This is a genomic window from Bacillus sp. 7894-2 (assembly GCF_002272225.1).
GTDB lineage: Bacteria > Bacillota > Bacilli > Bacillales > Cytobacillaceae > Cytobacillus.
Map to the genome: position 1 here is coordinate 1 of NZ_NPDG01000135.1, position 25,595 is coordinate 25,595.

Genomic DNA, 25,595 nt, shown 5'->3' on the forward strand with positions numbered 1-25,595 from the left:
CTTATACTTAATAAAAACACAAAAACTGGACAAGCTAAGAATGTCCTTTTTATTTTGTAATTATTGGGCTATAGCCAAGCGGTAAGGCACCGGACTTTGACTCCGTCACTCGCAGGTTCGAATCCTGCTAGCCCAGCCATTTTTGCTTTAATAGTACGAGCCATTAGCTCAGTCGGTAGAGCATCTGACTTTTAATCAGAGGGTCGAAGGTTCGAGTCCTTCATGGCTCACTTTATAGAAAAACGCAGACCTTGGGAATCGAGTCCTGAAGGTCTTTCTTGTAAATACAAATATGCTGCGGAAGTAGTTCAGTGGTAGAACATCACCTTGCCAAGGTGGGGGTCGCGGGTTCGAATCCCGTCTTCCGCTCCAAATGGGGCCTTAGCTCAGCTGGGAGAGCGCCTGCTTTGCACGCAGGAGGTCAGCGGTTCGATCCCGCTAGGCTCCACCAACATACATAATACGCCAAACCTTAAACCACACTGGTTTAAGGTTTTTTTATAAATATAGGAATACTAGGACTTTCATCCCGGATAACCGCATATATATACACGATTTTGTCGAGTTGAGTCATGGGTTTGAAAGCGGTTAAAATATAGATAGGAAGGGAAAGGGAGGACATGTATTATGAATAGACAGAAATTATCGATAATTGGGATGCCGATGGATCTTGGCCAGATGAGACGCGGTGTGGATATGGGGCCAAGTGCGATTCGGTATGCCGGAGTGAATGAACGTTTAAAATGTTTATTTGAAGAAATCCATGATCAGGGCGATATTGCTATCGGCCGCCCGGAGGTCCAAATCGATCCAAATTCAAATCTTCGAAACTTGCACCTTATTGCTGAAAAAACGGAAATGCTTGCAGAAAAAGTTGATCACGCAATAAAAGGCGGTTCTTTTCCATTAGTGCTAGGCGGCGACCATAGCATCGCGATTGGAACATTGGCAGGGGTATCGAAGCACTATTCGAATCTTGGGGTAATCTGGTATGATGCCCATGGGGATTTAAATACAGCTGAAACATCACCTTCAGGAAACATACATGGCATGCCGCTTGCTGTAAGCCTGGGTATGGGCCATCCGCTTTTAACCAATGTAGGGGGATATGGTCCAAAGGTTAAGCCGGAGAATATTGTCATTATTGGGGCAAGGTCATTGGATGAAGGAGAACGGGAGCTTATTAAGGAAAAAGGCATAAAAGTGTATACCATGCATGAAATTGACCGTCTCGGTATGACAAAGGTTATGGAAGAAGCTATTACATATTTAAAAGACAGAAATACAGATGGTGTTCATCTGTCTCTTGATTTGGATGGGCTGGATCCGCATGATGCACCGGGTGTTGGAACTCCGGTAATTGGCGGCATCAGCTACCGTGAAAGCCACTTGGCCATGGAGATGCTTGCAGAAGCACAAATCATAACATCGGCTGAATTTGTAGAGGTTAATCCCATTTTGGATGACAAGAACAAAACAGCTACTGTAGCAGTCGCACTTATGGGTTCACTATTTGGCGAAAAGCTTCTATAATAAAGGGAAATAAAGAAGAGCAGAACATAGACAAGTTCTGCTCATTTTTTTGCTGTGAGTGTATAATATTTATTTAGAAGTTCATCAAGTTTAATGCTGACATCCACTACCATGTGATCTGTAAAAGAACCGGAAGCTGCTAACTGAATCATTTTAGTCCGGCAATCCTCAATATCTCTCAATAATTCCTTAACACACACCGTAACCAATCCTTTTCGGTAATTTTAGTACTTTTATACCCTAAAAGAAAAAAAGTAAACCTGTATAAGTAAAAATTTGTTAATATAGAAATTGAATGTTTTTTAATTAAAATGAAACCTTTTCCGCTATCGATTCGTATTATCGATTAGCCGCACTGGAGCGGAGGTAAAAAAATGGAGACAATCGTAAAGAAGAGGATAAAACAAGTATTAAAAGGCGACCAGGATGCTTATGCTGAAGTTGTTGAAATATACAAAGATAAAGTTTTTCAGATTTGCTACAGAATGCTGGGAAACAGGCATGAGGCGGAGGATATCGCTCAAGAGGCTTTCTTAAGAGCTTATGTAAACATTGCCAGCTTTAATATTGACTTAAAATTTTCCACATGGCTCTATCGGATTGCCACAAACCTTTGTATAGACAGAATCAGAAAAAAGAAGCCTGATTATTATCTGGATGCAGAGGTCGCCGGAACGGATGGACTGAACATGTATTCTCAAATCGCTTCAGATGCGAGGCTGCCGGAGGATGATGTAGAAAGCCTGGAGCTGCAGGAAACAATCCAAAGAGAAATATCCAAGCTTCCTGAGAAATATCGTTCGGTTATTGTTTTAAAATATATTGAAGAATTATCGCTGAACGAGATCAGTGAAACACTCGACCTTCCCTTGGGAACGGTAAAGACCCGGATTCACCGTGGCCGGGAAGCTCTTAGAAATCAATTAAGATATGTTTAATAAAGAGGGTGAGAACTTTGAAATGTCCAGCAGAAATGGTTGTTTATATGCACGAGTACCTAGATGAAGAGATCTCAGCCGAACATGAGAAGGAATTAAGGGCACATCTGCAAACCTGCGGGGAGTGTCAAACTCATTTCCATGAACTAAAGAAAACGATCGCTTTAGTCCAAAGCACTTCACATATACAGGCACCTGAAAATTTCACAGCAAATGTTATGGCGAAATTGCCAAAAGAAAAGCGGAAGGTTGGGGTTCAGCGCTGGCTCAGGCATCATCCGCTTTTAACGGCGGCGTCACTCTTTCTTGTTCTGATGATGGGTAGCGTCGTATCTTCCTGGGATCAGGATCACCAATTATCCGTTTCTAAGCAGCCAAACCTTGTGGTGCAAAACGATAAGGTGATTGTACCTGAAGGTGAAGTGGTTAAAGGCGATGTAGTGGTAAAGAACGGCGACTTGGAAATTCAGGGCGAGATCGACGGGAATGTTACCGTCATCAATGGGCAGCAGTATATGGCTTCTGCCGGCAAGGTTACTGGAGAAATTGAAGAGGTTGATGCCATATTCGAATGGCTGTGGTATCACATCAAAACGGCAGCTAAGGATGCTGTAAATGTCTTTGAAACCGGAGAAACAGACTAAGAAAAGTAGTCAAGCATACTAAGAATCCCTGCTATAAAGCAGGGATTCTTAGTATGCAAATGACAATGCTGAATTTTCCAGATGGCATATGCTGTTTCAAAATTGGAATTAGCGATGAATATGATATAATATGAAAGTTACATAAAGGAACATTAGGCATTTTTGCTTTTGAAATATATATTTGGAGGAAGGATAATGTCGTTTGCGGATTTCTCTATTTTGAAATTGTTGGCTAATACAATAGACATTCTCCTTGTCTGGTACGTCATCTATAAACTCATAATGATTGTTAAAGGAACGAAGGCTGTCCAATTGCTGAAGGGGATTTTTGTCATTATCCTGGTTAAAGTAGCAAGCGACAAGTTCCATCTGCAAACATTAGGATGGATGATGGAACAAGTGCTTTTATGGGGATTTCTGGCCATCATAATCATTTTCCAGCCGGAGCTGCGAAGAGCACTGGAGCAATTGGGAAGAGGAAGGTTCTTCTCAAGGACGGCTAATCAGGAAGAAGAAAATCAGGAGAAACTGGTCGAGTCTATTGCGAAGGCTGTAGATTATATGGCTAAACGGCGCATTGGCGCGCTAATATCAGTTGAGCGGGAAACTGGGCTGAACGATTATATTGAAACCGGTATCGGGCTGGATTCCAGAATTTCATCTGAGCTCCTGATAAATATATTTATACCGAATACACCTCTGCATGATGGAGCCGTTATCATTCAAAAGAATTGTGTGGCGGCAGCAGCCTGTTATCTGCCTCTGTCAGAAAGTCCTTTCATTTCAAAAGAACTGGGCACCAGACATAGGGCAGCTTTAGGCATAAGTGAAGTAACTGACAGCATTACCATTATTGTCTCTGAGGAAACAGGAAGTGTTTCCTTAACCAAAAACGGGGAGCTGCACCGTGACTTAAAAGCGGAGGCATTTAAAGATATGCTTTCAAGTGAATTGCTTGTTCAGCAGAAAATAAAGCAGACTTCTTCAGGTCTTTGGAACTGGAGGGGGAAAAAGAATGGATAAGTTAATTGATAAAATGGTAGATACCCGCTGGTTTATGAAGATCGTTGCCTTGATTCTTGCTCTTTTTCTATTTGATTCTGTGTATGATGCAGATAAGGAATTAAAGGAAATAAACGTTCCAGGTCAGCAGGATTCAGACATTATTGAAGATGTCCCGGTGAAAAGCTATTATGATACGGAGAACCTGGTTGTAACCGGTATGCCGGACACAGTTGATTTGAGTATAGAGGGCCCCAAAAGTCACCTGGAGTCAGCGAAAAAACAGCAGAACTTTGAAGTATATGTAGATTTGACGGATGCAGAAATTGGCTCGCAAAGAGTAGAAATTAAGATTCGTGATATATCAGATAAACTGGATGTGACCATTAATCCTCAATATGCAGATGTGACCGTCCACGAAAAAGTCACCCAGGAATTTAAAGTGGATGCAGAATTTAATAATAGCCTTCTTGGTGAGGGCTATACGGCTGAAGCGGCATCTGCAGAACCAAAGACGGTTAAAATCACGGGAGCCAAAGAAGTAATCGAGCGGATCAGTTTTGTTAAAGCAACTCTTGATGTCAAGGGTCCTATAACCGAGACAATCGCTGATGATGCAACAGTCAGGGTATTGGATCGTGAGATGAATAAGCTTGATGTCATTGTGGAGCCTCAGGCCATTCGGGTAACAGTTCCGGTTAAGCAGTTAAGCAAGACGGTGCCTGTTACGATTGTCCGGAACGGGGAACCACAGGATGGGGTAACCATTAATTCGATTAAACTTGATGTTGATGAGGCTTCTATAACGGGCCGTGAAGATATATTGAGTGAGACTGAAAGCGTCAGGGTAGAGGTAGATGTCAGCAAGATTGAGAAAGATACTGTGCTCACCCTGCCGGTTATTATTCCGGATGGCATTTCAGCAGTAGATCCTAAAACAGTGAAGGCCTCAATTGATGTCAGCACTGAGGAAAATGCAGAAACAGAAGAAGAGAAAAGCACAGAGGAGCCTGCAGAAGAAACACAGGCACAAGCAGAGGATCAAGAGATAACCAAGACCTTTTCAAGCCTTGCCATTAACTTATCCGGCTTATCCGAAGAATATGAGGCGGCCCTTAAAAATCCTGCTTCCGGAAGGACAAGTATTACGGTTACCGGGAAAAACAGCACAGTTCAGGATCTCAAAGCGGACGATTTTAATCTGTATTTGAGCCTGGCAGACCTTGGAGAAGGTGACCATGAGGTGCCAATTAATGTAGACGGTCCTTCAGGTGTGGATATAAAGCCTGCTGCAGGTAAAGCGAACATAACGATAACAAAAAAAGAAGAAGCTTAATATAGTTTTTAAAGTTAGAAGGAGCGATTATAAAATGGGTAAATATTTCGGTACAGATGGAGTACGCGGAGTTGCAAATAGTGAATTGACACCGGAGCTTGCCTTTAAGCTGGGCCGCTTTGGAGGGTACGTATTAACGAAGGACCATGATCGTCCGAAAGTATTAATCGGCCGGGATACCCGTATTTCAGGCCATATGCTGGAAGGCGCACTTGTAGCAGGGCTATTATCAATTGGAGCAGAAGTTATGCGCCTTGGAGTCATTTCAACACCTGGTGTTGCTTATTTAACAAAAGCACTGGGGGCAGAGGCTGGAGTCATGATTTCCGCTTCTCATAATCCGGTTGAAGATAACGGAATCAAGTTCTTTGGCCCGGATGGGTTTAAGCTTTCCGATGATCAGGAAGCGGAGATTGAGGAATTAATGGATATGGCAGAAGATCAGCTTCCAAGACCAGTCGGAGGAAGCCTGGGGCAGGTAAATGATTACTTTGAAGGCGGCCAGAAATATCTTCAATACTTAAAGCAGACAGTTGATGAAGATTTCTCCGGTATTCATATTGCGCTTGATTGTGCGCATGGAGCTACTTCGCCGCTTGCGACGCACTTATTTGCTGACCTTGATGCAGATCTATCCATGATGGGCGCATCTCCTAATGGCTTAAATATCAATGCAGGAGTCGGATCTACTCATCCTGAGGCACTATCTGCCTTTGTAAAGGAAAGAGAAGCAGATGTTGGTCTGGCTTTTGATGGAGACGGAGACCGTTTGATCGCTATTGATGAAAACGGCGATATTGTGGATGGCGACCAAATCATGTATATTTGCGGAAAATACATGAAAGAACAGGGAAGACTTAAGCAGAACACAGTCGTTTCTACTGTCATGAGCAATCTTGGTTTCTATAAAGGGCTGGAAGCCAACGGGGTCGAAAGTGTACAGACAGCTGTAGGTGACCGCTATGTTGTGGAAGAAATGAAGAAGAATGGCTATAATCTTGGCGGAGAACAGTCAGGACATATTATTTTCCTTGACTACATCACAACAGGAGATGGACTTTTGACCGGCCTCCAGCTTGTGAACATTATGAAGGTAACGAAAAAGCCATTATCTGAGCTTGCGAACGAAATGAAGAAATTCCCGCAGAAGCTTGTGAATATCCGTGTAACAGACAAGTACCATGTGACAGATAATGAAAAAGTAAAAGAAGTCATTACACAGGTTGAAGAGGAAATGAACGGAAACGGCCGCATTCTTGTCCGTCCTTCCGGAACAGAGCCGCTGGTCCGCGTAATGGCAGAAGCGCCAACAGGTGAGCTATGTGCTTCATATGTAGAGCGCATTGCAGCTGTTGTTGAGAGTGAAATGGGATTAAAAGAGTAAAAAGTACAATTCATATGCATAAGGGAACTCCTGAGCTCCCTTATGCATATTTTTATATATGGCAGCTTCCAATTTTGGTTCTATATCGATATTTGTTGACGGAAGTCTGACTTTGATGTATGATAATCCTGTTTTTGTATTTAAGAATACAGGACATCCTTATTCAAGAAGAGAAAGGTGGATAGTGAGAAAGAATAGCAATTTAAAGCGCCTGAACTGATCCTGGACGTAAGGATTAGTTGACGAGGAGGAGGTTTATCGAATGTTCGGCGGATGCCTCCCGGTTGAAAGCACAACCGATGATTTCTTCTTTAAAACATTCAGGCAACTGAATGGACAAAGAGAAGGGAATGCTAAAATTAAGAAGCGCTCTTCTAAGAGGCTGTCATGCCTCACAGAGAGCGGAAATCAACGGGCAACATTGGTACCGAAAAACAGCAATTTATAAGAAAAGAATCATAAAAACAGAGATAAGGGGCAGGACTGCCCCTAAAAGGCTTCTTGCCCCTTCATTATTAGGAGGAAAAGAAGTATGTGTGGAATCGTTGGATATATCGGAAACTTAGATTCAAAGGAAATTTTATTAAAAGGCTTGGAAAAGCTTGAATATAGAGGCTATGATTCAGCTGGAATCGCAGTTATGAATGATAATGGCGTTCAGGTTTTCAAGGAAAAAGGCCGTATTGCGGACCTTCGAAATATTGTTGATGAAGATGTAATGGCAAACACAGGAATTGGACACACGCGCTGGGCAACTCACGGTGTGCCAAGCACAGTCAATGCCCACCCTCATCAAAGCAATTCCGGCCGTTTTACGCTTGTTCATAATGGCGTAATTGAGAACTATGACATCTTAAAGCGCGAATATTTGCAGGGAGTAGCTCTTCAAAGTGATACAGATACAGAAATCATCGTTCAGCTGATTGACTTATTCGTGAGCGAGGGAGTAAGTACTGAAGAAGCGTTCCGTAAAACGCTGACACTTTTAAAAGGCTCTTATGCCATTGCCCTTTTGGATGCTGAAAACAATGAAACGATTTTCGTAGCGAAAAACAAGAGCCCGCTTCTGGTTGGATTAGGCGAAAGTTTCAATGTAGTCGCTTCTGACGCAATGGCGATGCTGCAGGTTACAGATCAATATGTTGAACTGATGGACAAAGAAATCGTTATTGTCACAAAAGATGCGGTTCAGATTCAGACACTGAATGGTGAGGCAATCAGCCGTGATCCATATACAGCTGAATTGGATGCAAGCGATATTGAAAAGGGAACATACCCTCACTACATGCTGAAAGAAATCGATGAGCAGCCTTTAGTGATGCGCAAAATCATCCAGAAGTATCAAAATGATCAAGACGAGCTGACGATCGACCAGGAAATCGTTGGCGCAATGAACGATGCTGACCGCATCTATATCATTGCTGCAGGTACTTCATATCATGCAGGACTTGTTGGAAAGCAGTTTATTGAAAAGATCGCAAAAATTCCAGTTGAAGTTCACATTTCAAGTGAGTTTGGCTACAATATGCCATTGCTTTCAGAGAAGCCGTTATTTATCTTTATCTCTCAAAGCGGTGAAACAGCAGACAGCCGTGCCGTGCTTGTGAATATTAAGGAAATGGGCCATAAGGCGTTAACGATTACAAACGTTCCAGGTTCAACTCTATCCCGTGAAGCGGATTACACATTATTGCTTCATGCAGGTCCTGAAATTGCCGTTGCTTCTACAAAGGCATATACAGCCCAGATTGCTGTATTATCTATTCTTGCAGAAGTAACTGCGAAGAGCCGCGGATTGGAGCTTGACTTCAACCTTGTCCAGGAGCTCGGCATCGTTGCGAATGCCATGGAAGTTCTTTGTGATGCGAAGGAAGAGTTCGAAGACATTGCACGCAAATTCCTTTCCACGACTCGTAATGCGTTCTTCATTGGCCGTGGAATCGACTTCTATGTCGGCCTTGAAGGTGCACTTAAACTGAAAGAAATCTCATATATTCAAGCTGAAGGCTTTGCAGGCGGAGAATTAAAGCACGGAACCATTGCTCTAATCGAGAACGGTACGCCAATCATTGCCCTGGCAACTCAAGAAAGTGTTAACTTAGGCATTCGCGGCAACGTCAAAGAGGTTGTTGCCCGCGGAGCAAACCCTTGCATCATTTCCATGAAAGGGCTGGAAACAGAAGAAGACAGCTTTATCATTCCGGAAGTGAACGAGCTATTAACACCTCTTATCTCTGTAATACCATTACAATTAATCTCTTACTATGCTGCGCTGCACCGTGAGTGTGACGTAGATAAGCCGCGTAATCTGGCTAAGTCGGTTACTGTGGAGTAAGGAAATATTCCCCCTGAAACGAGTGAAAATTGGAGGACTGCCTCCAGTTTTCCTCGTTTTTTTTATCCAAAAGCGGGAAAGCAGGATTCTGACAAAAGACAGGAGAATAAAGAAGCAAATTAGGGAACAGCCAATTAAACGCCAGTAGAAAACGGGAGATTAGTTGAACAACATCTTTTATTATGAAAGGAGGATTAATATGCCTTGTGTACATGAATTTGGGATACTTGATGATTTAGATAAGCAGAAAGACTACATTCAATATGAACCACACAAATACAATTGTGTTTCTGTTAATGATGATATTATAAAAAGTCTTGATAAATATTTATCTGCCATGAAGACCTATTTTCATTCATTTAGTCGCTCAGAATTCGGTTTAGCCTATTACGGGATTACCATTATTCCACCTGAGTCATTATCATTGTTTTATGATATTGTCACGTCATTAGAGTATTTTAAGAAATCTGATGAGCTTAAGGAACTTGCTTCAAAAATCATACAAGCAATAGAGGAAGAGCAATGCATGATTCATTTTGGAGTTTAAGTGTATTAGGCTTTTTTTATCGATAATTATAGAGATTATCATTATAACAAGTGGGTGTTAGATTGGATTATATAATGGACTTCGCAGAATCGATAACAAGTAAAAAAGTGAAAGTAAAAGTAAAAGAAATACCTAAATGGGGAGCATATCTGAGAAAGCAATGGGAAGAAAGTTTTGCTAACCATCTCAGTGATCAAGAAAAGAAGTCCATTTATTTTTATGACGATGAAGATGGCTTTTGTGGCTACTTATGGCACTTATTTAGTTATGAGAGAAGGAAGTGCCTAAAGGAGGAACATGCTGATATAGCGTTTAATAAAGAAATGAAGGAGTCTTGTTACGTTTTTTATCAGCATTCGGATGATGCTTTTATCCTTGACAATGCTTCATCTTTAACAGCCTTGGACTTTGTAAATGAAGAGGATATTTACATAGTAGATAAAGAGTTTAATTGGACTTATATAGTAACCCATGAAACAGGCTGGTGCGGTCCATATTTTAGCCGGAAGTGATCTTAAATATTTTACGTTTTAAGAAGAGAAGGAAGAGGCAAGAGAACCTATTCTCAACGAGTTACGAATTCAGTCAGGATTTACAACCGTTTTTTTAAAGGGTATGATTTTTATAGATGGATAATTGATTATGGGAGCGGAATAATGAAAGAATTAACATTCAAATCTTACGACCAATTTCTCCAATTTAATGAACATAAAGCGATGGAAAAAGCGGTCATGAAGGGACTTCAAGGAGATGAACTGGTAAAGTTCAAGCTTGAATTTCTGCAAAGAGCCAAAACCATGTGGAAAGAGTATGATTGTGATCTTTGGCTGGAAAAACATGGGTATGTCATAATAAACGTTTGGAAAGATGGCAGCGGCAAAAGAAAAGTGACAAGAGGACGACCAAAAAAACTGGATTCTGAAAAATACGTACATACCGTTCATGTCAGGCTAGATGAGGAAACGTATAGACAACTGACGAATCACTGCCAGGATAATCAGATTGACGTATCTGAAGCTATTCGGTGTCTAATTAAAACGCTATAGAGGCAAAGATGGGAGATTCAACTTTTGAGTTTGGATCTCCTTTTCGTTTAAGTTGCTTTACTGAAATGAGAATAATTTGAGACAATTTCCGAAATTTGCTATCTGCCTCTTTTCTTTTAATATTTTTTGTGATACATTAAATGTGCTAGAGATTGATAATCATTTTCAATAGTGTACTATACATATAAAGGTTCTTTTTTTTGTTATTTAATGATAATGATTATCATTCTTTTAAAGTAGCTTTATAGAAATTAAACATGTTATGAGGGTTATTAATGAGATTATGGATGTTAGGAATTGCAGCCATTGTTCTGTCGTTTATCTCGCTGTTTATCGGAGCAATAGATATAACGCCTAAAGATCTGCTTAATTGGGAATCAGATGAAACACACATCTTCCTTATCAGCCGCATTCCACGTCTATTGGCGATTATTTTAGCGGGGGCAGGAATGAGTATTGCCGGTTTAATCATGCAGTCTCTAAGCCGCAATAAGTTTGTATCACCAACAACTGCCGGAACATTGGATGCAGCAAAACTGGGTATTTTAATTTCCATGCTGTTTTTTACGAATGTCACGTATACACAGCAGGTTATTTTTAGCTTTGCCTTTGCTTTGGCAGGTACATTTCTCTTCATGCAGATTTTAGATCGTATAAAATTTAAAGATGTTATTTTCGTTCCGTTAATCGGAATTATGTATGGAAATATACTATCTTCAATTACAACGTTTCTTGGATATGAAGCTGATCTGCTGCAAAATCTATCTTCCTGGCTAATGGGAAGCTTTACTTTGATTATTGCCGGCCGTTATGAGCTTTTATATGTCAGTATTCCCGCTATTATTCTGGCGTATCTATATGCGAATAAATTTACGGTTGCCGGAATGGGTGAGGATTTTGCAAGAAATCTTGGCTTAAGCTATAAGCTGGTGCTGAATATTGGCCTGGTCCTTGTTGCGGTTATCTCAACAACAGTGGTTCTTACTGTCGGAGTTATTCCATTTTTAGGACTAATCGTTCCCAATATTGTCTCCTTATATTTAGGTGACAACCTGCGCAAAACAATTCCGCATACAGCGGTGCTGGGAATTGTCTTCCTATTAATATGTGACATTTTGGGGCGCATCATCATTCATCCTTATGAAATTCCGGTTAATGTAACGGTGGCAGTAATAGGCAGTGCTATCTTCTTAACGATGCTGCTAAGGGGGAGAGCATATGCGAAATAGTACAAAATTGATGATTTTAGCAGCGATGGCCATTGTGTTTATTTTGTTATATGGCTTTTATGATATTAAAGGCGGCTTTGATTATGCTTTTCCAAAGCGTATGCTCCGGGTCACAGCGATGATTATTACAGGAATCGCCATTGCTTATTCCACAGTTGTGTTCCAGACCATTACACATAACCGCATTTTAACACCTTCTGTTATGGGCCTTGATTCCATGTATCAAGTGGTACAGACATTAATCTACTTTTTTGCAGGGTCGATGTCAGTGTGGGTGTTAAATAAATACTTGAACTTTGGCGCAGCCATTTTAGCCATGGTCATTTTTGCCCTGATTTTATACCGGTTTTTGTTCAGGGCTGATAAGCATCCCATTTATTTTCTTCTCTTAATAGGGATGATTATAGGAACACTCCTGGGGAGCTTTGTCACATTCCTGCAGGTATTGATAGATCCAGTCGAATATTTAAGTCTTCAAAGCCGGCTGTTTGCGACCTTTACAAATGTAAAAGCGGAGTTATTATTTATTTCAATTGGCATCCTTGCTCTGGCATTTCTTTATGGCTACCTTATTATGGGGAAACTGGACGTGATGTCGCTTGGCCGTGAAAATGCGATGAATCTTGGCATTAACTATGACGGTATGGTGATGAGAATTTTAATCTTATCATCAGTTTTAATCGCTACATCAACTGCACTGGTTGGTCCCATTACCTTTTTTGGACTGATTGTGGCCAATCTCTCCTATCAATATCTGGTGACATATAAACACTCCATTCATATTTTAGGGGCAAGCTTGATCAGTATCATTGCATTGGTCGGCGGTAATTTCCTTGTGGAGCATATATTTGAACTGCGTACTACATTAAGTGTCATTATTAATTTTGTTGGCGGAATTTACTTTATTTATCTATTACTTAAGGAAAGCAGGGCAGCAGGATGATTGAAATCAAAGGATTAACAAAACAATTTGGTAAAAAGCCTGTTGTAGAGGATGTTACAGTCACAATCGAGCCAGGGACCATCACCTCTTTTATTGGGCCGAATGGCGCTGGTAAATCAACACTTCTTTCTATGGTAAGCCGTTTATTAGAAGCAGATACAGGTGAGGTATTACTCGATCAAAATAATGTGAAAAAGTGGAAGTCTTCGGATTTTGCAAAAAGAGTATCCATTTTGAAACAGGCCAACTACCTTAATGTGAGATTAACAGTGCGTGAGCTGGTGTCTTTTGGGCGCTACCCCTATTCAAAAGGACGTTTGTCCGCTGCAGACGAAAAGTTTGTTGATCAAGCCATTGAATATATGAATTTAGCTGATATGGATACTAAGTATTTAGATGAATTATCAGGCGGTCAGAAGCAGAGGGCATTTATTGCCATGGTCATTGCTCAGGATACGGATTATATCCTGCTGGATGAGCCTTTAAATAATCTGGATATGAAGCATTCTGTTCAGATTATGAAAATTTTGCGCAAGCTGGTTGATGAACTTGGAAAGACAGTTGTCATTGTTTTGCATGACATAAATTTTGCATCTGTTTATTCTGATCGTATCGTAGCGTTAAAAAATGGCCGGCTGATGAAAAATGGGCCGACCCGAGAAATCATTAATTCTGATGTGCTTCGTGAAATTTATGATATGGATATTCCCATTCAAGAACAGGATGGCTGCAGGATTTGTGTCTATTTTAACTCGCACACATAAACAGCATATTCCTGGAGAAATCTATTATATTTCTCCAGGGATCAGCTTATCTTTCGTGTAAGGTTTTTGTAGTACTGGAAAATAATTTAATAAAATTGACGGAAAGTTATTGACTAATAAAGATTATTCAATAATAATTATCAACATAATTGATAATGATAATCGATATCAATAAAATATAAAAAGGGAGAGTTAAGAGAAATGAAAAAGATATTTTATGCAATGTTAACAGCTATGGTATTAATGCTTGCCGCATGTGGATCTGCCGAAGAAGCTTCAAAAGAGGAATCAGCTGATAAAGCTGCAGCTGGCCAATCTGAAGAAACAAATGGAGCTGGTACTGAAGAAGGAAGCTCTGTATATCCCATGACTGTTTCCCCGACAGTTGCTTCAGTAGAAGGCAATGAGGGCGGTACAACTAATTTTGAAGATGTAGAATTTGAAAAGATGCCTGAAAAAATTGCTGTATTTGATTATGGTTTCTTAGATACATTAGATGCTCTTGGGGTTAAAGGAATTGTCGGTGTTGCGAAGGATTCTACCCTGCCTGCACACCTTGAAAAGTATGCTTCAGATGAGTATGAAAGTGTTGGCGGATTAAAAGAACCATTACTTGAAGATATTGCTGAAATGGATCCGGATGTAATCTTTATCTCCGGGCGCCAGTCAGCATTCTATGAAGAATTAAAAGAAATTGCCCCTGTCGTATTTGTTGGTACTTCTGACGCTGACTACTGGAACACATTCCAAACTTCTGTAGACCTGGCAGCGAAAATGTTTGATAAAGAAGCAGAAGCTGAAGAATACACAGCAAAATATGATTCAGCTTTAGAAGATATCAAAGCTTTAGCGGGAAACTATGAAAGCACTTTAGTAACTATGTACAATGAAGGGAAATTATCAGGTTTCTCAACTAATTCCCGTTTTGGCTACATTTATGACATATATGGATTCAAGCCGGTAACAGAAGATATCGAATCTTCTTCTCATGGTTCTAACTTCGGCTTTGAAGCGATCCTGGAATTTAATCCACAAGTGTTATTCGTAATTGACCGTACAGCAGCGGTTGGCGGCGACTCTAACATTAAAGATGATATGGAAAATGAAATCGTTAAGAAAACTGATGCTTATAAAAATAAAAAAATCGTTTACTTGGATGGACCACTTTGGTACCTGAGCGGAGGCGGTTTACAATCAGAGCTTGCTAAAATTGAAGAAGTCTTAGCTGAGCTGAAATAATCTATGTGTAAGGGGCTGTCTGGAGAATCTGAATTGACTCTCTGGCAGCCCTTTTTAATAAGAATAATCCATTTTAATATGGGGTGGAAAATATGAAACAAATTAATAGATATATCGATTCAGTTTTTTGCAGCCAGGATGATATTCTGGAGGAAGTTCTTGCTTCTATAAAAGAGAATGGTATGCGACCCATATCCGTTTCTCCTGCTACTGGTAAGTTTCTTTCGATGCTGGTTTCTATGTCAGGAGCAAAAAATGTCCTTGAGATTGGGGCGCTTGGGGGATATAGCGGCATTTGTTTAGCGAGGGGTTTTAATCGGGCAGGAAACTTAACGTCTCTTGAACTCGTAGAGAGTTATGCAGAATTAGCACACAGTAATCTGAGAAAAGCCGGGTTTGGTGATCAAGTATCCTATTTGATCGGCCCCGCTTTGCAAAGCCTCGAACAGCTTGTCAGCGATCATCGGCAATTTGATTTTTTCTTTATCGATGCGGATAAAGAAAATTACGAAAACTATCTGAATTATTGCATCAGACTAGCGGAAAATGGGGCTTTAATTGTTTGTGATAATGTATTGGCCAAAGGCAGTGTAGCAGACGAGAGTGCTGAACCTGGACGTCATACTGAATTCATGAAAAAATTTAATAAAACAGTGGCTGACCATCCTCAATTGGAATCGGTGCTTATTCCTATTGGTGATGGACTGACAATCTCAAAAGTAATTAAATAAAGGTTTACAAAACTCAAAAGGCAGAATGCTCGCTAAAGCATTCTGCCTTTTATTTTCTAAAGATCATAGTAATTTAAAAGCAGATAAGCAATCCATCTGCTTTGAGGGCTGTTTCTGATATTTGTAATCAGCCCCTGTACGATAGCGGGACTCAGACTGCGCTCCTGTACATCCTTCTTTAGGAGGATGAGGGATTCCTTTTCAATCGAATCTTCAAGTTCCTCTATTTTCTGCGCTATGATTTCAATTATTTGCCCGTCTGTCATCTCTTCATGTCCGGCCTTCCTTAACGTGTCGTAGAGCTCGTCTGTTATAAACGGAATTTCTGAGTGCTTTGCCAGCAGGTCCGTTTTTTCCGCGAGTGACCGGCACAGAAGGTCCAAATCCAAAGGTATATTGAAAAATAGAAATAAATGAGAGTACACATGCATGAAGCCTTTAATGCAATAAATTAAATCATATTTTGTATGCTGGACAGCCTCACCATATAGCTGATTCAGCATCGATAGGGTGATATCATTGATTAATTGGTCGAAGTGGCGCCCCTTTGACAGCAGCTCTTCATTAAACGTATGCGCTTGTTCCTTAATAAAAATCTTGGCGAAGTCAGAATGCTTTTGAAAGGAGTGGAAAGTGGTGTAATAAAACTTCCTTAAAAGCTCTCCGCCTGTGTTATTCGGGTCTTTGACTATTCGGTCAATATCTGAGACAAACTGATCCATAAACTGATCGATCAAAGCCATGATCAATTCATCTTTTGATTTGAATGATAAGTAGAAAGCTCCTTTGGAAATACCGGAGTGAACGGTGATCTGCTGAACAGAGGTGGCTTCAAATCCTTGCTTGGCAAAGAGTTCTATAGCGCTTTCCATAATTAATTGCTTCTTGCTCATGTAAGAATGTCACTCCTTTATGATTGACAAATGACCACCTGGTCATTATTATATGTAATTGAGTCTAATAAGTCAATTTAGGGTAGGTGCACAAGTGAAAGGGTTAGTGAATTTTGTCCTGCAGAATAAACTTGCAGTCTGGCTGTTAACAATTATTATCACGGTATCTGGCATTTATTCAGGTACACGGATGAATATGGAGACTATTCCGGATGTCTCAATTCCTTATTTAATGGTAATGGATGTATATCCGGGGGCAACTCCTGAAAAAGTAATGGATGATGTATCCATCCCAATAGAAAAAGCCGTCGAAGGCCTTGAAGACGTTAAATCTGTCTACTCAAATTCATATTCTAACATGTCGAATATCCAAGTGGAATATGAATATGGTATTGATATGGACGAAGCCAAGCGTGCTCTTCAATCAGCTCTGGATGCAGTGGAGCTGCCGGAAGGAGCACAGGAACCGACCATTACGGCCATCAGCATGAACATGATGCCGGTTGCTGCGCTTAGTGTAAGCAGCAAAACTGAGGATATCGTGGAATTAACCTCAACGGTAGAAGAGATTATATTGCCAAAACTTGAAAAAATTGATGGTGTAGCATCAGCGACCATCACGGGCCAGCATGTCGAAGAAGTGCAGCTCACATACAACGAAGAAAAATTGGCTGAGCTTGAGCTCACCGAAGATAAAGTAAAGGAAATGATTCAGGCAAGCAACATGGCTGTTTCATTGGGACTTTACGAATTTGAAGAAGGTGAGCAGGCTGTCGCAGTGGACGGCAAGTTCATGACTGAGGATGAATTAAAGAACATGCTCATCCCGGTAACACCAACCGCACAAAACCAGTCACCTTTTGTGAAGCTGAGTGACATTGCCAAGATTGATACGGTCGGCAGAGTGCAATCTGTATCCCGTACAAACGGTGATGATGCCATTGCCATTCAAATCGTCAAAGGGCAGGAGGCAAACACTGTTGAAGTGGTCAACAATGTCAAAGAATTAATCAAGGAAGAAAAGGAAAAGATTGAAGGCCTTGTCATTGATGTTTCACTTGACCAGGGTGAGCCAATTGAAGAATCCGTTTCAACTATGATCGAAAAGGCCGTGTTCGGCGGGCTGATCGCAGTCTTGATTATTCTGCTATTCCTGCGTGATTTTAAATCAACGATCATCTCCATCGTATCAATTCCAGTTTCCATTTTTATGGCGCTGCTATTGCTTCACTGGATGGATATTACACTGAACATCATGACTCTGGGAGCCGTTACGGTTGCCATTGGCCGTGTTATTGATGACTCCATTGTAGTCGTTGAAAATATTTACCGCCGCCTTCATCTGAAGGATGAAAAACTGACAGGGCGCGCACTTATTCGAGAAGCTACGATTGAAATGTTCAAGCCAATCCTCTCCTCGACATTGGTAACCGTTGCTGTATTCGCACCGCTCATTTTTGTCGGAGGAATGGTCGGCGAGCTGTTTACTCCATTCGCTTTGACCATGACTTTCGCGCTGGGTGCTTCACTTCTTGTTGCGATTACCATTGTTCCGGCATTATCTCACTTCCTGTTCAAAAAGAAATTATATAGTGAGAAAACGGAAGGCAGCCACAAAGAAACTGGGAAGCTGTCAAACTGGTATAAAGGCATACTTGAGAAGACTCTTAATCATAAGATTATTACTTCCATCATTGCCGTTGTCCTGCTGGCAGGAAGCTTAGCACTGACACCAATGATCGGATTCAGCTTTATGGGCAGCGAAGAAGAAAAAGTGATGTACTTAACGTACACACCTGAGGCTGGAGAACTGAAAGAAGAAACATTAAAGAACGTTGAAGCAGTAGAAGAAAAAATGCTTAAACGTGATGATATTGACATCGTTCAAATATCTGTAACCGAAGAAGCGGACCAAATGTCTGCCATGATGGGCGGAGGTGCAGGCGGAGCTTTAATGTACCTGATCTTTGACCCTGAAATGGATAATTTCCCTGAAGTCCGTGAAGAAATAGAAGATTATGTGTTTAATATCGGACAATCTGGTGAGTGGAAGAGCCAGAGCTTCACCTCTATGTCCGGTTCAACCAATGACGTCAGCTACACATTCTACAGTGAAGATTTAGATAAAGTGAATGACGCTGTCAAAATGGTAGAAGACGTGTTGAAGGAAAATAAAGAATTGGAGGATGTTTCTTCAAGTGCAGAAGATGCCTTTGTTGAGTATACCTTCAATGTGGAGCAGGATGAACTGCTGCAGTACGGTCTGACAGCAGGTCAAATTGTCATGATGCTGAATCCTTCAAACACCAAGGATGTTTTGACAACGATTGAAAAAGAGGGTGAGACCCTTGAAGTCATCGTCCAGCAGGAGCAGGCGGAACAGCCGAAATCCATTGATGATATTCTGGAGACTCAAGTGCCGACAGCAATGGGTACAACGATGCCTCTTTCCGAACTGGTCACAGTGGAAGAGGGTACAACACATAACACGCTTGCCCGCAGTAAAGGCGAGTACTACGCAACCGTATCAGGCAAGGTAAAAGGCGATGACATCTCAAAGGCTACTTCTGCAGCAGATGAAGCGATTGATAAATTGGATCTGCCGAAAGGGGTAACAGTCGGTGTAGCCGGCGTTCAGGCGGATATGAATGAGACATTCACACAGCTGGGCGCTGCGATGCTTGCTGCGATCGCGATTGTGTACTTTATTCTGGTTGTCACATTCCGTGAAGGAGTGGCGCCATTTGCGATTCTCTTCTCCCTTCCATTTGCCGTGATTGGTTCGTTTGTTGGCTTATTAATTGCCGGTGAAACCATTTCTGTATCGGTCATGATGGGAATGCTGATGCTAATTGGTATCGTCGTAACCAATGCCATCGTTCTGGTAGACCGGATCATCCATATGGAACGTGACGGTCTCGTCATGAGGGAAGCCGTGCTTGAAGCGGGAGCAACCCGCCTTCGCCCTATCCTGATGACAGCCATTGCGACAATTGGTGCATTAATTCCACTGGCCATCGGATCCGGCGGAGGTGGAGGTCTTATCTCCAAAGGTCTTGCGATTACCGTTATCGGCGGTCTGGCAAGCTCGACACTATTGACTCTGATCATTGTGCCGATTGTATACGAAGTATTATCGAAAATGTTTAAGAAAAACCGCAGAGAAATCGAAGAAAACTAAAAGGAAGCCCTGCAGGATAGATGAATGCCTGCAGGGCTTTTCCCTTTATTTCACTAAATCCCCCTGATAAACGCCCTCTTTTCTTTTACAAGATCGACTCTTGCAAATAAAAGTGCATATATAACAGCAAAAATAAGATAGGCCAGGCCAATGATCAGGCTAAGGGTCCTTGGAGCAAATATCTCAAGCAGAAATCCTGCCGTACCCATGGAGACAGCCAGGGAAAGGTTTGAGATCATCTCCATTAAACCGAAAAAAGTTCCCTGTCTGGATCTGGGTATGAACTTCATCATCACGGTATCGAGGCAGATGTTGCCGATTCCGCCCGCAAAGGTGATCAGCACGACAGTGAAAAGAGCTGCATAAAAGCTTGGCGCGAGACTCAGTAAAACATGGCCGGCGCCTTCTATAGCGATAAAAATGATCGCAAGTGCCAGGAGGCCGCGCTTCAACATATGAGAAAAAAAGGAGCTTAGAATAAGGCCAATCCCCAGTGCGCCATACATAAATCCCACACCCAGCTCACCCATATCAAAAACTTCCAGTCCGTATATACTGACCAGAATATTGTCTATGCCATTGGCGAGCGGCATGGTCAGCATCATTATAAAAAAGGCAATCAGTGCGGAAGAGCCAAGAATCAGTTTCCCTGGTGAAAGGGCTGCCGATGTTCCCGGTTTTCTCCTATGTTCTTCGGAAACTGACGGGAAAACCATCCTGGAGATCAGATACGCTGATAACAGAAAGGTAAGGCCGTTAATCATAAAAGCAGCATGGTTTCCGAGAAAGTAGGCGAGGATCCCGCCGGTGCTTGATCCAATAATGAGGACGGCACCAATCATAATTTGTTCTATCGCATTTACATATATCAGCCTATCTGATTTTACAAGGGCAGGTATAGCAGACATCCTCGCCGGTGAATAGATGGCTTCGCCCATTGAGATCAGGAGTGCGCTTAAATAAACAATCCATAGATCGCCTGGTTCCCTTACGAAAAGAAGGCAGAGGACCGCCGGAACTCTCAGCAGGTCCACGGTCACCAGAATGGCTTTCTTTGAAAAGCGGTCTGCGAGCATGCCCCCTATTGGAGCAATGAAGAAAAAAGGTGCCATGCGAATGGCAAATAAAAGTCCGATTGCGACTCCGGAGCCGGTTACGTGGTAGAGCAGCGCAAGCAGAGCAACCTGTGTAAATCGATTTCCAATTCCATTAATGACACCAGCCCAAAAGAGCTTTTGATAATTTTTCTCCTGCTTCCATACAGTCCAATTTGTCATGTTCATGCACCTCAGCGAAAAGCGATTCGATAGTTATCTAATTTGTGAGTGAAATAAACAATTAGATATATATCTAATTAGATTATATTCAAATTAGTTTGTTTGCACAATCATAAATTTTAAAATGTTGAAACCATATCCAATCTAGAATCGTAAAGATGAATAAGGAGGCGGGTGCGATGAAACTGCTATTCGAGGTCATATTTCTGTTCATTGTTATCTATTTCAGCTATCACTACATTATCCTTCTAACCAAAATGAAGAAGACTGCCCTTATTCCTACTGATAAGAATGATCTGAGAGCAGTAAGGAAATTCCCCCAAAAAACAGCGGAAAGCCCTGTGATCACCAAGAACAAGCTGGGGCTCACTATGTATGCTGTCATGCTGGTATTTCTAATCGCTATGTTTATATTCGGTAAATATACTGTGAATTTCAGCTGGACCTATCTCTATCTTCTATTCATCCCTTTAATCAATGCCAAAGATCTCCTTAATGTCTTTGCCCTCTATGAGGACGGCTTTATAAGCGGAAGCAGGTTTGTTCCATGGAAAAACCTGAAATCCTTCCAGTTCAAAAAAATAGATTTAGACCACAAATACTATGGATATTCTCCGGAAGTAAATGAAGGCTGGGAACTCATCCTTAAAACGAAAATGTCCAGCCACAGTCTGGTTGTTACGGAAGAGGAAATGAAAGAAAGGCTGGCCCGCATTTTGGAAGAGCAAACAGGCATAGAGAAGTTTTAAATTGTCCTTTTGTTGGTATTTATATAGTAAAACATCAGGAAAGGATCAGGAAAAATGAAAGAAATTACAGTTACAGTTGACTATGATGGTTTAAAATATCAAACAAATATCATCACAAATAAAGAAGCCGCCGAGGATGAAATACGAAAGCAGGCAGAAGACCAGATCAGAAGACAGTTGAATAATTAAGAGTAAAAAAGAACCCCCTTAATCAGCGAGATAAGGGGGTTAAATATGGGATCAGTGAAGTTTTTGATTTAGTTTTTGCTGCAGCATTTCAATTTTATTTGGCAGGACAAATAAGTACTCTATTAAACTCTCTAAAAGCTCCATCAATAGGGAGGCCATATCCAGATCAATATCCTTTTCAAGATCAAGCATCTCGTAAAAGGCGCTGCCTGGCTGTGCAAGCTGGCTTAAAGACTGCAGGGGCCTTGCTAAATCAACATGTTTTGGCAGCAGTTCAAATTGCTTTGAAAGGTTTTGCCCTTTGACCTCTTCACCAAGAAAATTTTTCAGGATACTCTCAAGGACCCGCTTGGACATAACAGCTGTTGCAATCGTATCTTTGGAATAGCTGACATTTAAAGCTGATCGGTAGGCGCGTGTCAGGTCACCCGGCACTTCCTTTATTTTCTCCAGCTGAGTAAGGAGCTCCTTCGCTGAATTAGGATCATAGATATAAAGAATCGTCTCGTCGCTTGATTGATCATCCTGATTGAGTATCATGATAAAAACGGATTCCTTTTTACAGGCCGAACAATTTCCATGGGAAAGTATGCTGGACTTACTTGTGTGATTATAATTCGCCTTTATTGTAAAAAGGCTAGGCTTACTGCATTTAGGGCACTCGCATCGGACACTTGATGGTATTTTCCTGTAACCAAATTGACTATGAGAAATAATTTGTGCCGGCAACACTCTTCTCACTAGCATTTCCCCCCGCTAAGTTACTATTTTTCCATTCATTACAATTAAGTATAGCTTTGAAAACCAGGAGGAAAAAGATGAAAAATATGGAATTTCTTCACGATTAACTGCTGTGAATCTCTATATCAAAAAAAGAGCTACTCCCATGGTGGGAATAGCTCTTTTTCCATTATCCTTTATAAGGGTTATTGCGGTTTTCCCTCACATTGTTAAAATCATACGCATCTCGATTGCGGGTATCGACATCATCGTTATAGGCCGAAACCGTGCGGTCATTTGTGCTCAGATCTTCAGGGTTTCCGCTCAGCGGTCGGTTTAGATCCAGATTCTCATCTGTCCAAACACCGCTGCTGTTTCTGGTGTTATCCTTAAAAGCGTTCGTTCCGCGATCAAGCTCGCCTGGATTTAAAGGATCAGTGCTTGTGTACGTTGTTCTATCTCCATCTACAATGGAACGGTCCGTATTTGTATAGCCATCAGTAAAGTCTGCAGACTTCGCATCAGGATCGACTAACACAAGGATTTTTCCTGATTTGACATCTGCTTCATAGCGATGTGCTTCTTCCTCTGGAATGCCCATGCCGATCAATGCTCCGGCAATACCGCCGGCACCTGCACCAACAGCGGCTCCTGTTAATGTAGCAGCAATTGGTCCGGCAGCCACAATTGGTCCGATTCCAGGAATCGCCAATGCACCTACACCCGCCAGAAGACCTGTTAATCCTCCCAGAACACCGCCAGTAGCTGCTCCGGCAGCTAATCCTTCTTCCGTTTTTGTGCCTGTTTCTTCTGTAACGGCATCCACATCGTCTTTATTTTTACTGATTACGGAAATATCTTCAGGACGGTAACCTTCTGCTCTTAACTTTTCAACCGTTTGAATAGCTTCCTGTTCTGTATCGTATGCACCTACAATATGTTTGTTTGTTGCCATATTCATCATCTCCTTAATAATTTTTGCTTATCTATTGGTGTACATACCTTTTTCATTACGCTCATAAACCGAGTGGATAAAATTACTAATAATTCCCCCTTGACTAATAGCTGACTTGACCTGTAACTGCATAATCGGTAGTTTTAAAAATAGAAAAGGCACAAGGAAGGTTGATTCTCTATGAAAAAACTTTATTATGAAAACCCATATATCAAAACATTTGAAACTGAACTTGTATATCAGGCAGCAGACGACAGGGGGATATATGCCGTCCTGAAAGAAACGGCCTTTTATCCAACTGGCGGAGGACAGCCTCATGATGAGGGGACGCTTAACGGCCTAAAAGTGGCGGGTGTCGAAGAAGTGGAGGGGGAAATCCGTCATTATTTAGAAAAAGAATTGGACCCTTCCTATTCGGGAGTATCAGGAGAGATCGATTGGAGCAGACGGTTTGACCATATGCAGCAGCATGCCGGCCAGCATATATTATCGGCTGCATTTGAAGAGCTTTACGGCTATAAAACCGTCAGCTTTCATTTAGGCAAAGAAACCTTAACTATTGATTTGGAAATTAGTGAACTGCCTGCCTGGCACGCAGAGGAAGCGGAGAGACTGGCTAATGACATCATTCTTGAGAATCGCCCGATTGAAGCCAGGTGGGTGAATGCAGAGGAAGCTTCCCAATTCCCGCTCCGTAAGCAGCTGTCTGTCAGTGAAGATATCCGGCTTGTAATCATTCCGGAATTTGATTATAACGGATGCGGCGGAACACACCCATCTTCAACCGGCCAGGTAGCCGGGGTGAAAATATTGGACTGGGAGCGCCAAAAAAAGAAAATCCGCGTACAGTTCATCTGCGGCAGCCGGATTCTCACGCAGCTTCAGACCAAACATGAAATTACCGGGAATCTGAGTCATCTTCTAAATGCACCAGAGCAGGAGCTGCCTTCAGCGGCCAGCCGCCTGATTGAAAATGGAAAGGAACTGGAGAAGCAGCTGGAAGCAGCAAAGGAAGCCCTATTAGACTATGAAGCAAAAGAAATGTTCACAGCCGGAAAGGAGAAGTGCATCAGTAAGGTCTTTGAGGGGAGATCCATCCAGGAGCTGCAGAAGCTGGCACGCTTAATCGCCTCCCAATCTGAAACGGCCGATGTGATCCTAATCAATGAAACAGCCGAAAAACTCCAATTTGTCTGTGCCAGGGGAGCAGATTCTGAATCTGATATGAAGAGCCTTTCAGCAGAACTTCTGCAGAAAATTAACGGCAAAGGCGGCGGGAATCCTCAATTTGCACAGGGTGGGGGAGACAAGCTCATGAGCGGGGAGGACCTGCTGGAATATGCATTGAGACTTGCAGGGCAAAAATAATTGAACCTGCATGCAATGGATGGATGCAATTGATAAAATATTTAGAAAAGTATTGAAAAGTGATTGTAATACAGCTTCTGTTGTATTACAATTTTGGTACGGGCCATGCATTATAATGAATGTTTATGATAACCTCATAAACGCCTCATATAATATCCGGGTCTGCAGGAGGCAAGTTCATGTACAGACAAAATACCGTCTATATCATCGGAGACAGCAAAACATCATTGAACAATCCGATTATGCAAAAATACAATGGCTTTTTTATCGGCCTTGTGATCGACAGAGAAACAGATGAAATAGTAGATGCAGAATGTTCATCTACCATAAATTTAACCTCATTGTTTATTAAATCGATATTTGTCGGCAAATCCATACTGGAAGCAGACAAAGTATCAGAAGAAATCGAAAGCCGCTACTTCGGCTCCTCGCAAAAGGCCTTGATAGTTGCCTTTAAAAACGCCCATATAAAATATACACAAATCATGAATAAATAAAGCTGCTTTTTCTGTTTTCCGCAGATGAAATCCAGCTATCAGAGAACATCTCCGATAGCTGGATTTTTTGTATTTAGTATATTAATTACTGAGTT

Annotated in this window: 26 protein-coding genes and 4 tRNA genes; 25 read left to right on the forward strand and 5 right to left on the reverse strand. The window is 41.6% G+C overall.

Features of this window, described 5'->3' with window-relative positions:
- The first annotated feature begins 64 nt into the window (after nucleotides 1-64).
- The 5 genes from CHI10_RS19345 (at nucleotide 65) to rocF (ending at nucleotide 1,533) form a co-directional block, all read left to right on the forward strand.
- Nucleotides 65-139, forward strand: a tRNA-Gln gene (locus CHI10_RS19345).
- A gap of 18 nt (nucleotides 140-157) precedes the next feature.
- Nucleotides 158-230 (forward strand) — tRNA-Lys (locus CHI10_RS19350).
- A 67-nt stretch (nucleotides 231-297) separates the two neighbouring features.
- Nucleotides 298-372: transfer RNA gene (locus CHI10_RS19355), tRNA-Gly, on the forward strand.
- A 3-nt stretch (nucleotides 373-375) separates the two neighbouring features.
- Nucleotides 376-451: transfer RNA gene (locus CHI10_RS19360), tRNA-Ala, on the forward strand.
- Nucleotides 452-627: 176 nt separating this feature from the next.
- Nucleotides 628-1,533 carry an arginase gene (rocF, locus tag CHI10_RS19365; protein WP_095245821.1) on the forward strand — a complete coding sequence of 302 codons (906 nt, stop codon included), beginning with the start codon at nucleotides 628-630 and terminating at the stop codon, nucleotides 1,531-1,533.
- A 41-nt stretch (nucleotides 1,534-1,574) separates the two neighbouring features.
- Here rocF and CHI10_RS19370 read toward each other — a convergent pair whose 3' ends face one another.
- The gene (locus tag CHI10_RS19370; RefSeq protein ID WP_095245822.1) at nucleotides 1,575-1,733 is read right to left on the reverse strand and encodes an aspartyl-phosphate phosphatase Spo0E family protein; all 159 of its coding nucleotides are present in this window, start codon (nucleotides 1,731-1,733) and stop codon (nucleotides 1,575-1,577) included.
- A 174-nt stretch (nucleotides 1,734-1,907) separates the two neighbouring features.
- Between CHI10_RS19370 and sigW the strand changes: the two genes are divergently transcribed.
- The 15 genes from sigW (at nucleotide 1,908) to CHI10_RS19445 (ending at nucleotide 15,671) form a co-directional block, all read left to right on the forward strand.
- Entirely contained in the window at nucleotides 1,908-2,471 is a 564-nt protein-coding gene (gene sigW / locus CHI10_RS19375) for an RNA polymerase sigma factor SigW (protein WP_061794087.1), read from the forward strand.
- 17 nt (nucleotides 2,472-2,488) lie between these two features.
- Nucleotides 2,489-3,115 carry an anti-sigma factor family protein gene (locus CHI10_RS19380; protein ID WP_095245823.1) on the forward strand — a complete coding sequence of 209 codons (627 nt, stop codon included), beginning with the start codon at nucleotides 2,489-2,491 and terminating at the stop codon, nucleotides 3,113-3,115.
- Between the two features lie 195 nt (nucleotides 3,116-3,310).
- On the forward strand, nucleotides 3,311-4,138 hold the full coding sequence (gene cdaA, locus CHI10_RS19385; protein ID WP_076262545.1) for a diadenylate cyclase CdaA: 828 nt from the start codon (nucleotides 3,311-3,313) through the stop codon (nucleotides 4,136-4,138).
- Entirely contained in the window at nucleotides 4,131-5,453 is a 1,323-nt protein-coding gene (locus CHI10_RS19390; protein ID WP_095245824.1) for a CdaR family protein, read from the forward strand. The genes cdaA and CHI10_RS19390 overlap by 8 nt, the downstream gene beginning before the upstream one ends.
- A 34-nt stretch (nucleotides 5,454-5,487) precedes the next feature.
- The gene (gene glmM / locus CHI10_RS19395; RefSeq protein WP_095245825.1) at nucleotides 5,488-6,837 is read left to right on the forward strand and encodes a phosphoglucosamine mutase; all 1,350 of its coding nucleotides are present in this window, start codon (nucleotides 5,488-5,490) and stop codon (nucleotides 6,835-6,837) included.
- Between the two features lie 262 nt (nucleotides 6,838-7,099).
- Complete coding sequence (locus tag CHI10_RS19400) at nucleotides 7,100-7,285, forward strand: hypothetical protein (RefSeq protein WP_095245826.1); 186 nt, start codon at nucleotides 7,100-7,102, stop codon at nucleotides 7,283-7,285.
- An 84-nt stretch (nucleotides 7,286-7,369) separates the two neighbouring features.
- Nucleotides 7,370-9,172 (forward strand): glutamine--fructose-6-phosphate transaminase (isomerizing), encoded by a 1,803-nt coding sequence (gene glmS / locus CHI10_RS19405; protein ID WP_095245827.1) that lies wholly within the window; start codon nucleotides 7,370-7,372, stop codon nucleotides 9,170-9,172.
- 199 nt (nucleotides 9,173-9,371) lie between these two features.
- A complete protein-coding gene (locus tag CHI10_RS19410) occupies nucleotides 9,372-9,719 on the forward strand; it encodes a short-chain dehydrogenase (RefSeq protein ID WP_095245828.1) in 348 nt (115 codons plus the stop codon).
- Nucleotides 9,720-9,793: 74 nt separating this feature from the next.
- Complete coding sequence (locus CHI10_RS19415) at nucleotides 9,794-10,231, forward strand: DUF4275 family protein (protein WP_095245843.1); 438 nt, start codon at nucleotides 9,794-9,796, stop codon at nucleotides 10,229-10,231.
- Between the two features lie 144 nt (nucleotides 10,232-10,375).
- Entirely contained in the window at nucleotides 10,376-10,765 is a 390-nt protein-coding gene (locus CHI10_RS19420; protein WP_095245829.1) for a ribbon-helix-helix protein, CopG family, read from the forward strand.
- Nucleotides 10,766-11,040: 275 nt separating this feature from the next.
- Complete coding sequence (locus tag CHI10_RS19425; protein WP_095245830.1) at nucleotides 11,041-11,994, forward strand: ABC transporter permease; 954 nt, start codon at nucleotides 11,041-11,043, stop codon at nucleotides 11,992-11,994.
- Nucleotides 11,984-12,937, forward strand: a complete 954-nt coding sequence (locus CHI10_RS19430) for an iron chelate uptake ABC transporter family permease subunit (RefSeq protein ID WP_061793977.1) — start codon at nucleotides 11,984-11,986, stop codon at nucleotides 12,935-12,937. Before CHI10_RS19425 ends, CHI10_RS19430 begins: the two co-directional genes overlap by 11 nt.
- Nucleotides 12,934-13,701, forward strand: coding sequence for an iron ABC transporter ATP-binding protein (locus CHI10_RS19435; protein ID WP_095245831.1), 768 nt, complete (start codon nucleotides 12,934-12,936; stop codon nucleotides 13,699-13,701). The genes CHI10_RS19430 and CHI10_RS19435 overlap by 4 nt, the downstream gene beginning before the upstream one ends.
- A gap of 201 nt (nucleotides 13,702-13,902) precedes the next feature.
- Nucleotides 13,903-14,940, forward strand: coding sequence for a siderophore ABC transporter substrate-binding protein (locus CHI10_RS19440; RefSeq protein WP_095245832.1), 1,038 nt, complete (start codon nucleotides 13,903-13,905; stop codon nucleotides 14,938-14,940).
- Between the two features lie 92 nt (nucleotides 14,941-15,032).
- On the forward strand, nucleotides 15,033-15,671 hold the full coding sequence (locus tag CHI10_RS19445; RefSeq protein ID WP_095245833.1) for an O-methyltransferase: 639 nt from the start codon (nucleotides 15,033-15,035) through the stop codon (nucleotides 15,669-15,671).
- Between the two features lie 56 nt (nucleotides 15,672-15,727).
- On the opposite strand, the gene CHI10_RS19450 is transcribed toward CHI10_RS19445, so the two are convergent.
- Nucleotides 15,728-16,564, reverse strand: a complete 837-nt coding sequence (locus CHI10_RS19450; protein ID WP_095245834.1) for a TetR/AcrR family transcriptional regulator — start codon at nucleotides 16,562-16,564, stop codon at nucleotides 15,728-15,730.
- Nucleotides 16,565-16,658: 94 nt separating this feature from the next.
- Between CHI10_RS19450 and CHI10_RS19455 the strand changes: the two genes are divergently transcribed.
- Nucleotides 16,659-19,745, forward strand: a complete 3,087-nt coding sequence (locus CHI10_RS19455) for an efflux RND transporter permease subunit (protein ID WP_095245835.1) — start codon at nucleotides 16,659-16,661, stop codon at nucleotides 19,743-19,745.
- 53 nt (nucleotides 19,746-19,798) lie between these two features.
- Here CHI10_RS19455 and CHI10_RS19460 read toward each other — a convergent pair whose 3' ends face one another.
- Entirely contained in the window at nucleotides 19,799-21,022 is a 1,224-nt protein-coding gene (locus CHI10_RS19460; RefSeq protein ID WP_095245836.1) for an MFS transporter, read from the reverse strand.
- A gap of 179 nt (nucleotides 21,023-21,201) precedes the next feature.
- Here CHI10_RS19460 and CHI10_RS19465 point away from each other — a divergent pair, with 179 nt between their 5' ends.
- A complete protein-coding gene (locus tag CHI10_RS19465) occupies nucleotides 21,202-21,771 on the forward strand; it encodes a hypothetical protein (protein ID WP_095245837.1) in 570 nt (189 codons plus the stop codon).
- A 54-nt stretch (nucleotides 21,772-21,825) separates the two neighbouring features.
- Nucleotides 21,826-21,960, forward strand: a complete 135-nt coding sequence (locus tag CHI10_RS19470; protein WP_095245838.1) for a BA3454 family stress response protein — start codon at nucleotides 21,826-21,828, stop codon at nucleotides 21,958-21,960.
- Nucleotides 21,961-22,011: 51 nt separating this feature from the next.
- Here the strand turns inward: CHI10_RS19470 and CHI10_RS19475 are convergent, their stop codons facing one another.
- Nucleotides 22,012-22,500, reverse strand: coding sequence for a hypothetical protein (locus tag CHI10_RS19475; RefSeq protein WP_251171118.1), 489 nt, complete (start codon nucleotides 22,498-22,500; stop codon nucleotides 22,012-22,014).
- Nucleotides 22,501-22,870: 370 nt separating this feature from the next.
- Entirely contained in the window at nucleotides 22,871-23,635 is a 765-nt protein-coding gene (locus tag CHI10_RS22985) for a general stress protein (RefSeq protein ID WP_095245840.1), read from the reverse strand.
- 180 nt (nucleotides 23,636-23,815) lie between these two features.
- On the opposite strand from CHI10_RS22985, the gene CHI10_RS19485 reads away from it, so the two are divergent.
- Together CHI10_RS19485 and CHI10_RS19490 are read left to right on the forward strand one after the other, a co-directional pair.
- Nucleotides 23,816-25,003 (forward strand): alanyl-tRNA editing protein, encoded by a 1,188-nt coding sequence (locus tag CHI10_RS19485; protein ID WP_095245841.1) that lies wholly within the window; start codon nucleotides 23,816-23,818, stop codon nucleotides 25,001-25,003.
- 179 nt (nucleotides 25,004-25,182) lie between these two features.
- On the forward strand, nucleotides 25,183-25,500 hold the full coding sequence (locus tag CHI10_RS19490; RefSeq protein WP_095245842.1) for a DUF3870 domain-containing protein: 318 nt from the start codon (nucleotides 25,183-25,185) through the stop codon (nucleotides 25,498-25,500).
- The last annotated feature ends 95 nt before the right edge of the window (nucleotides 25,501-25,595 follow it).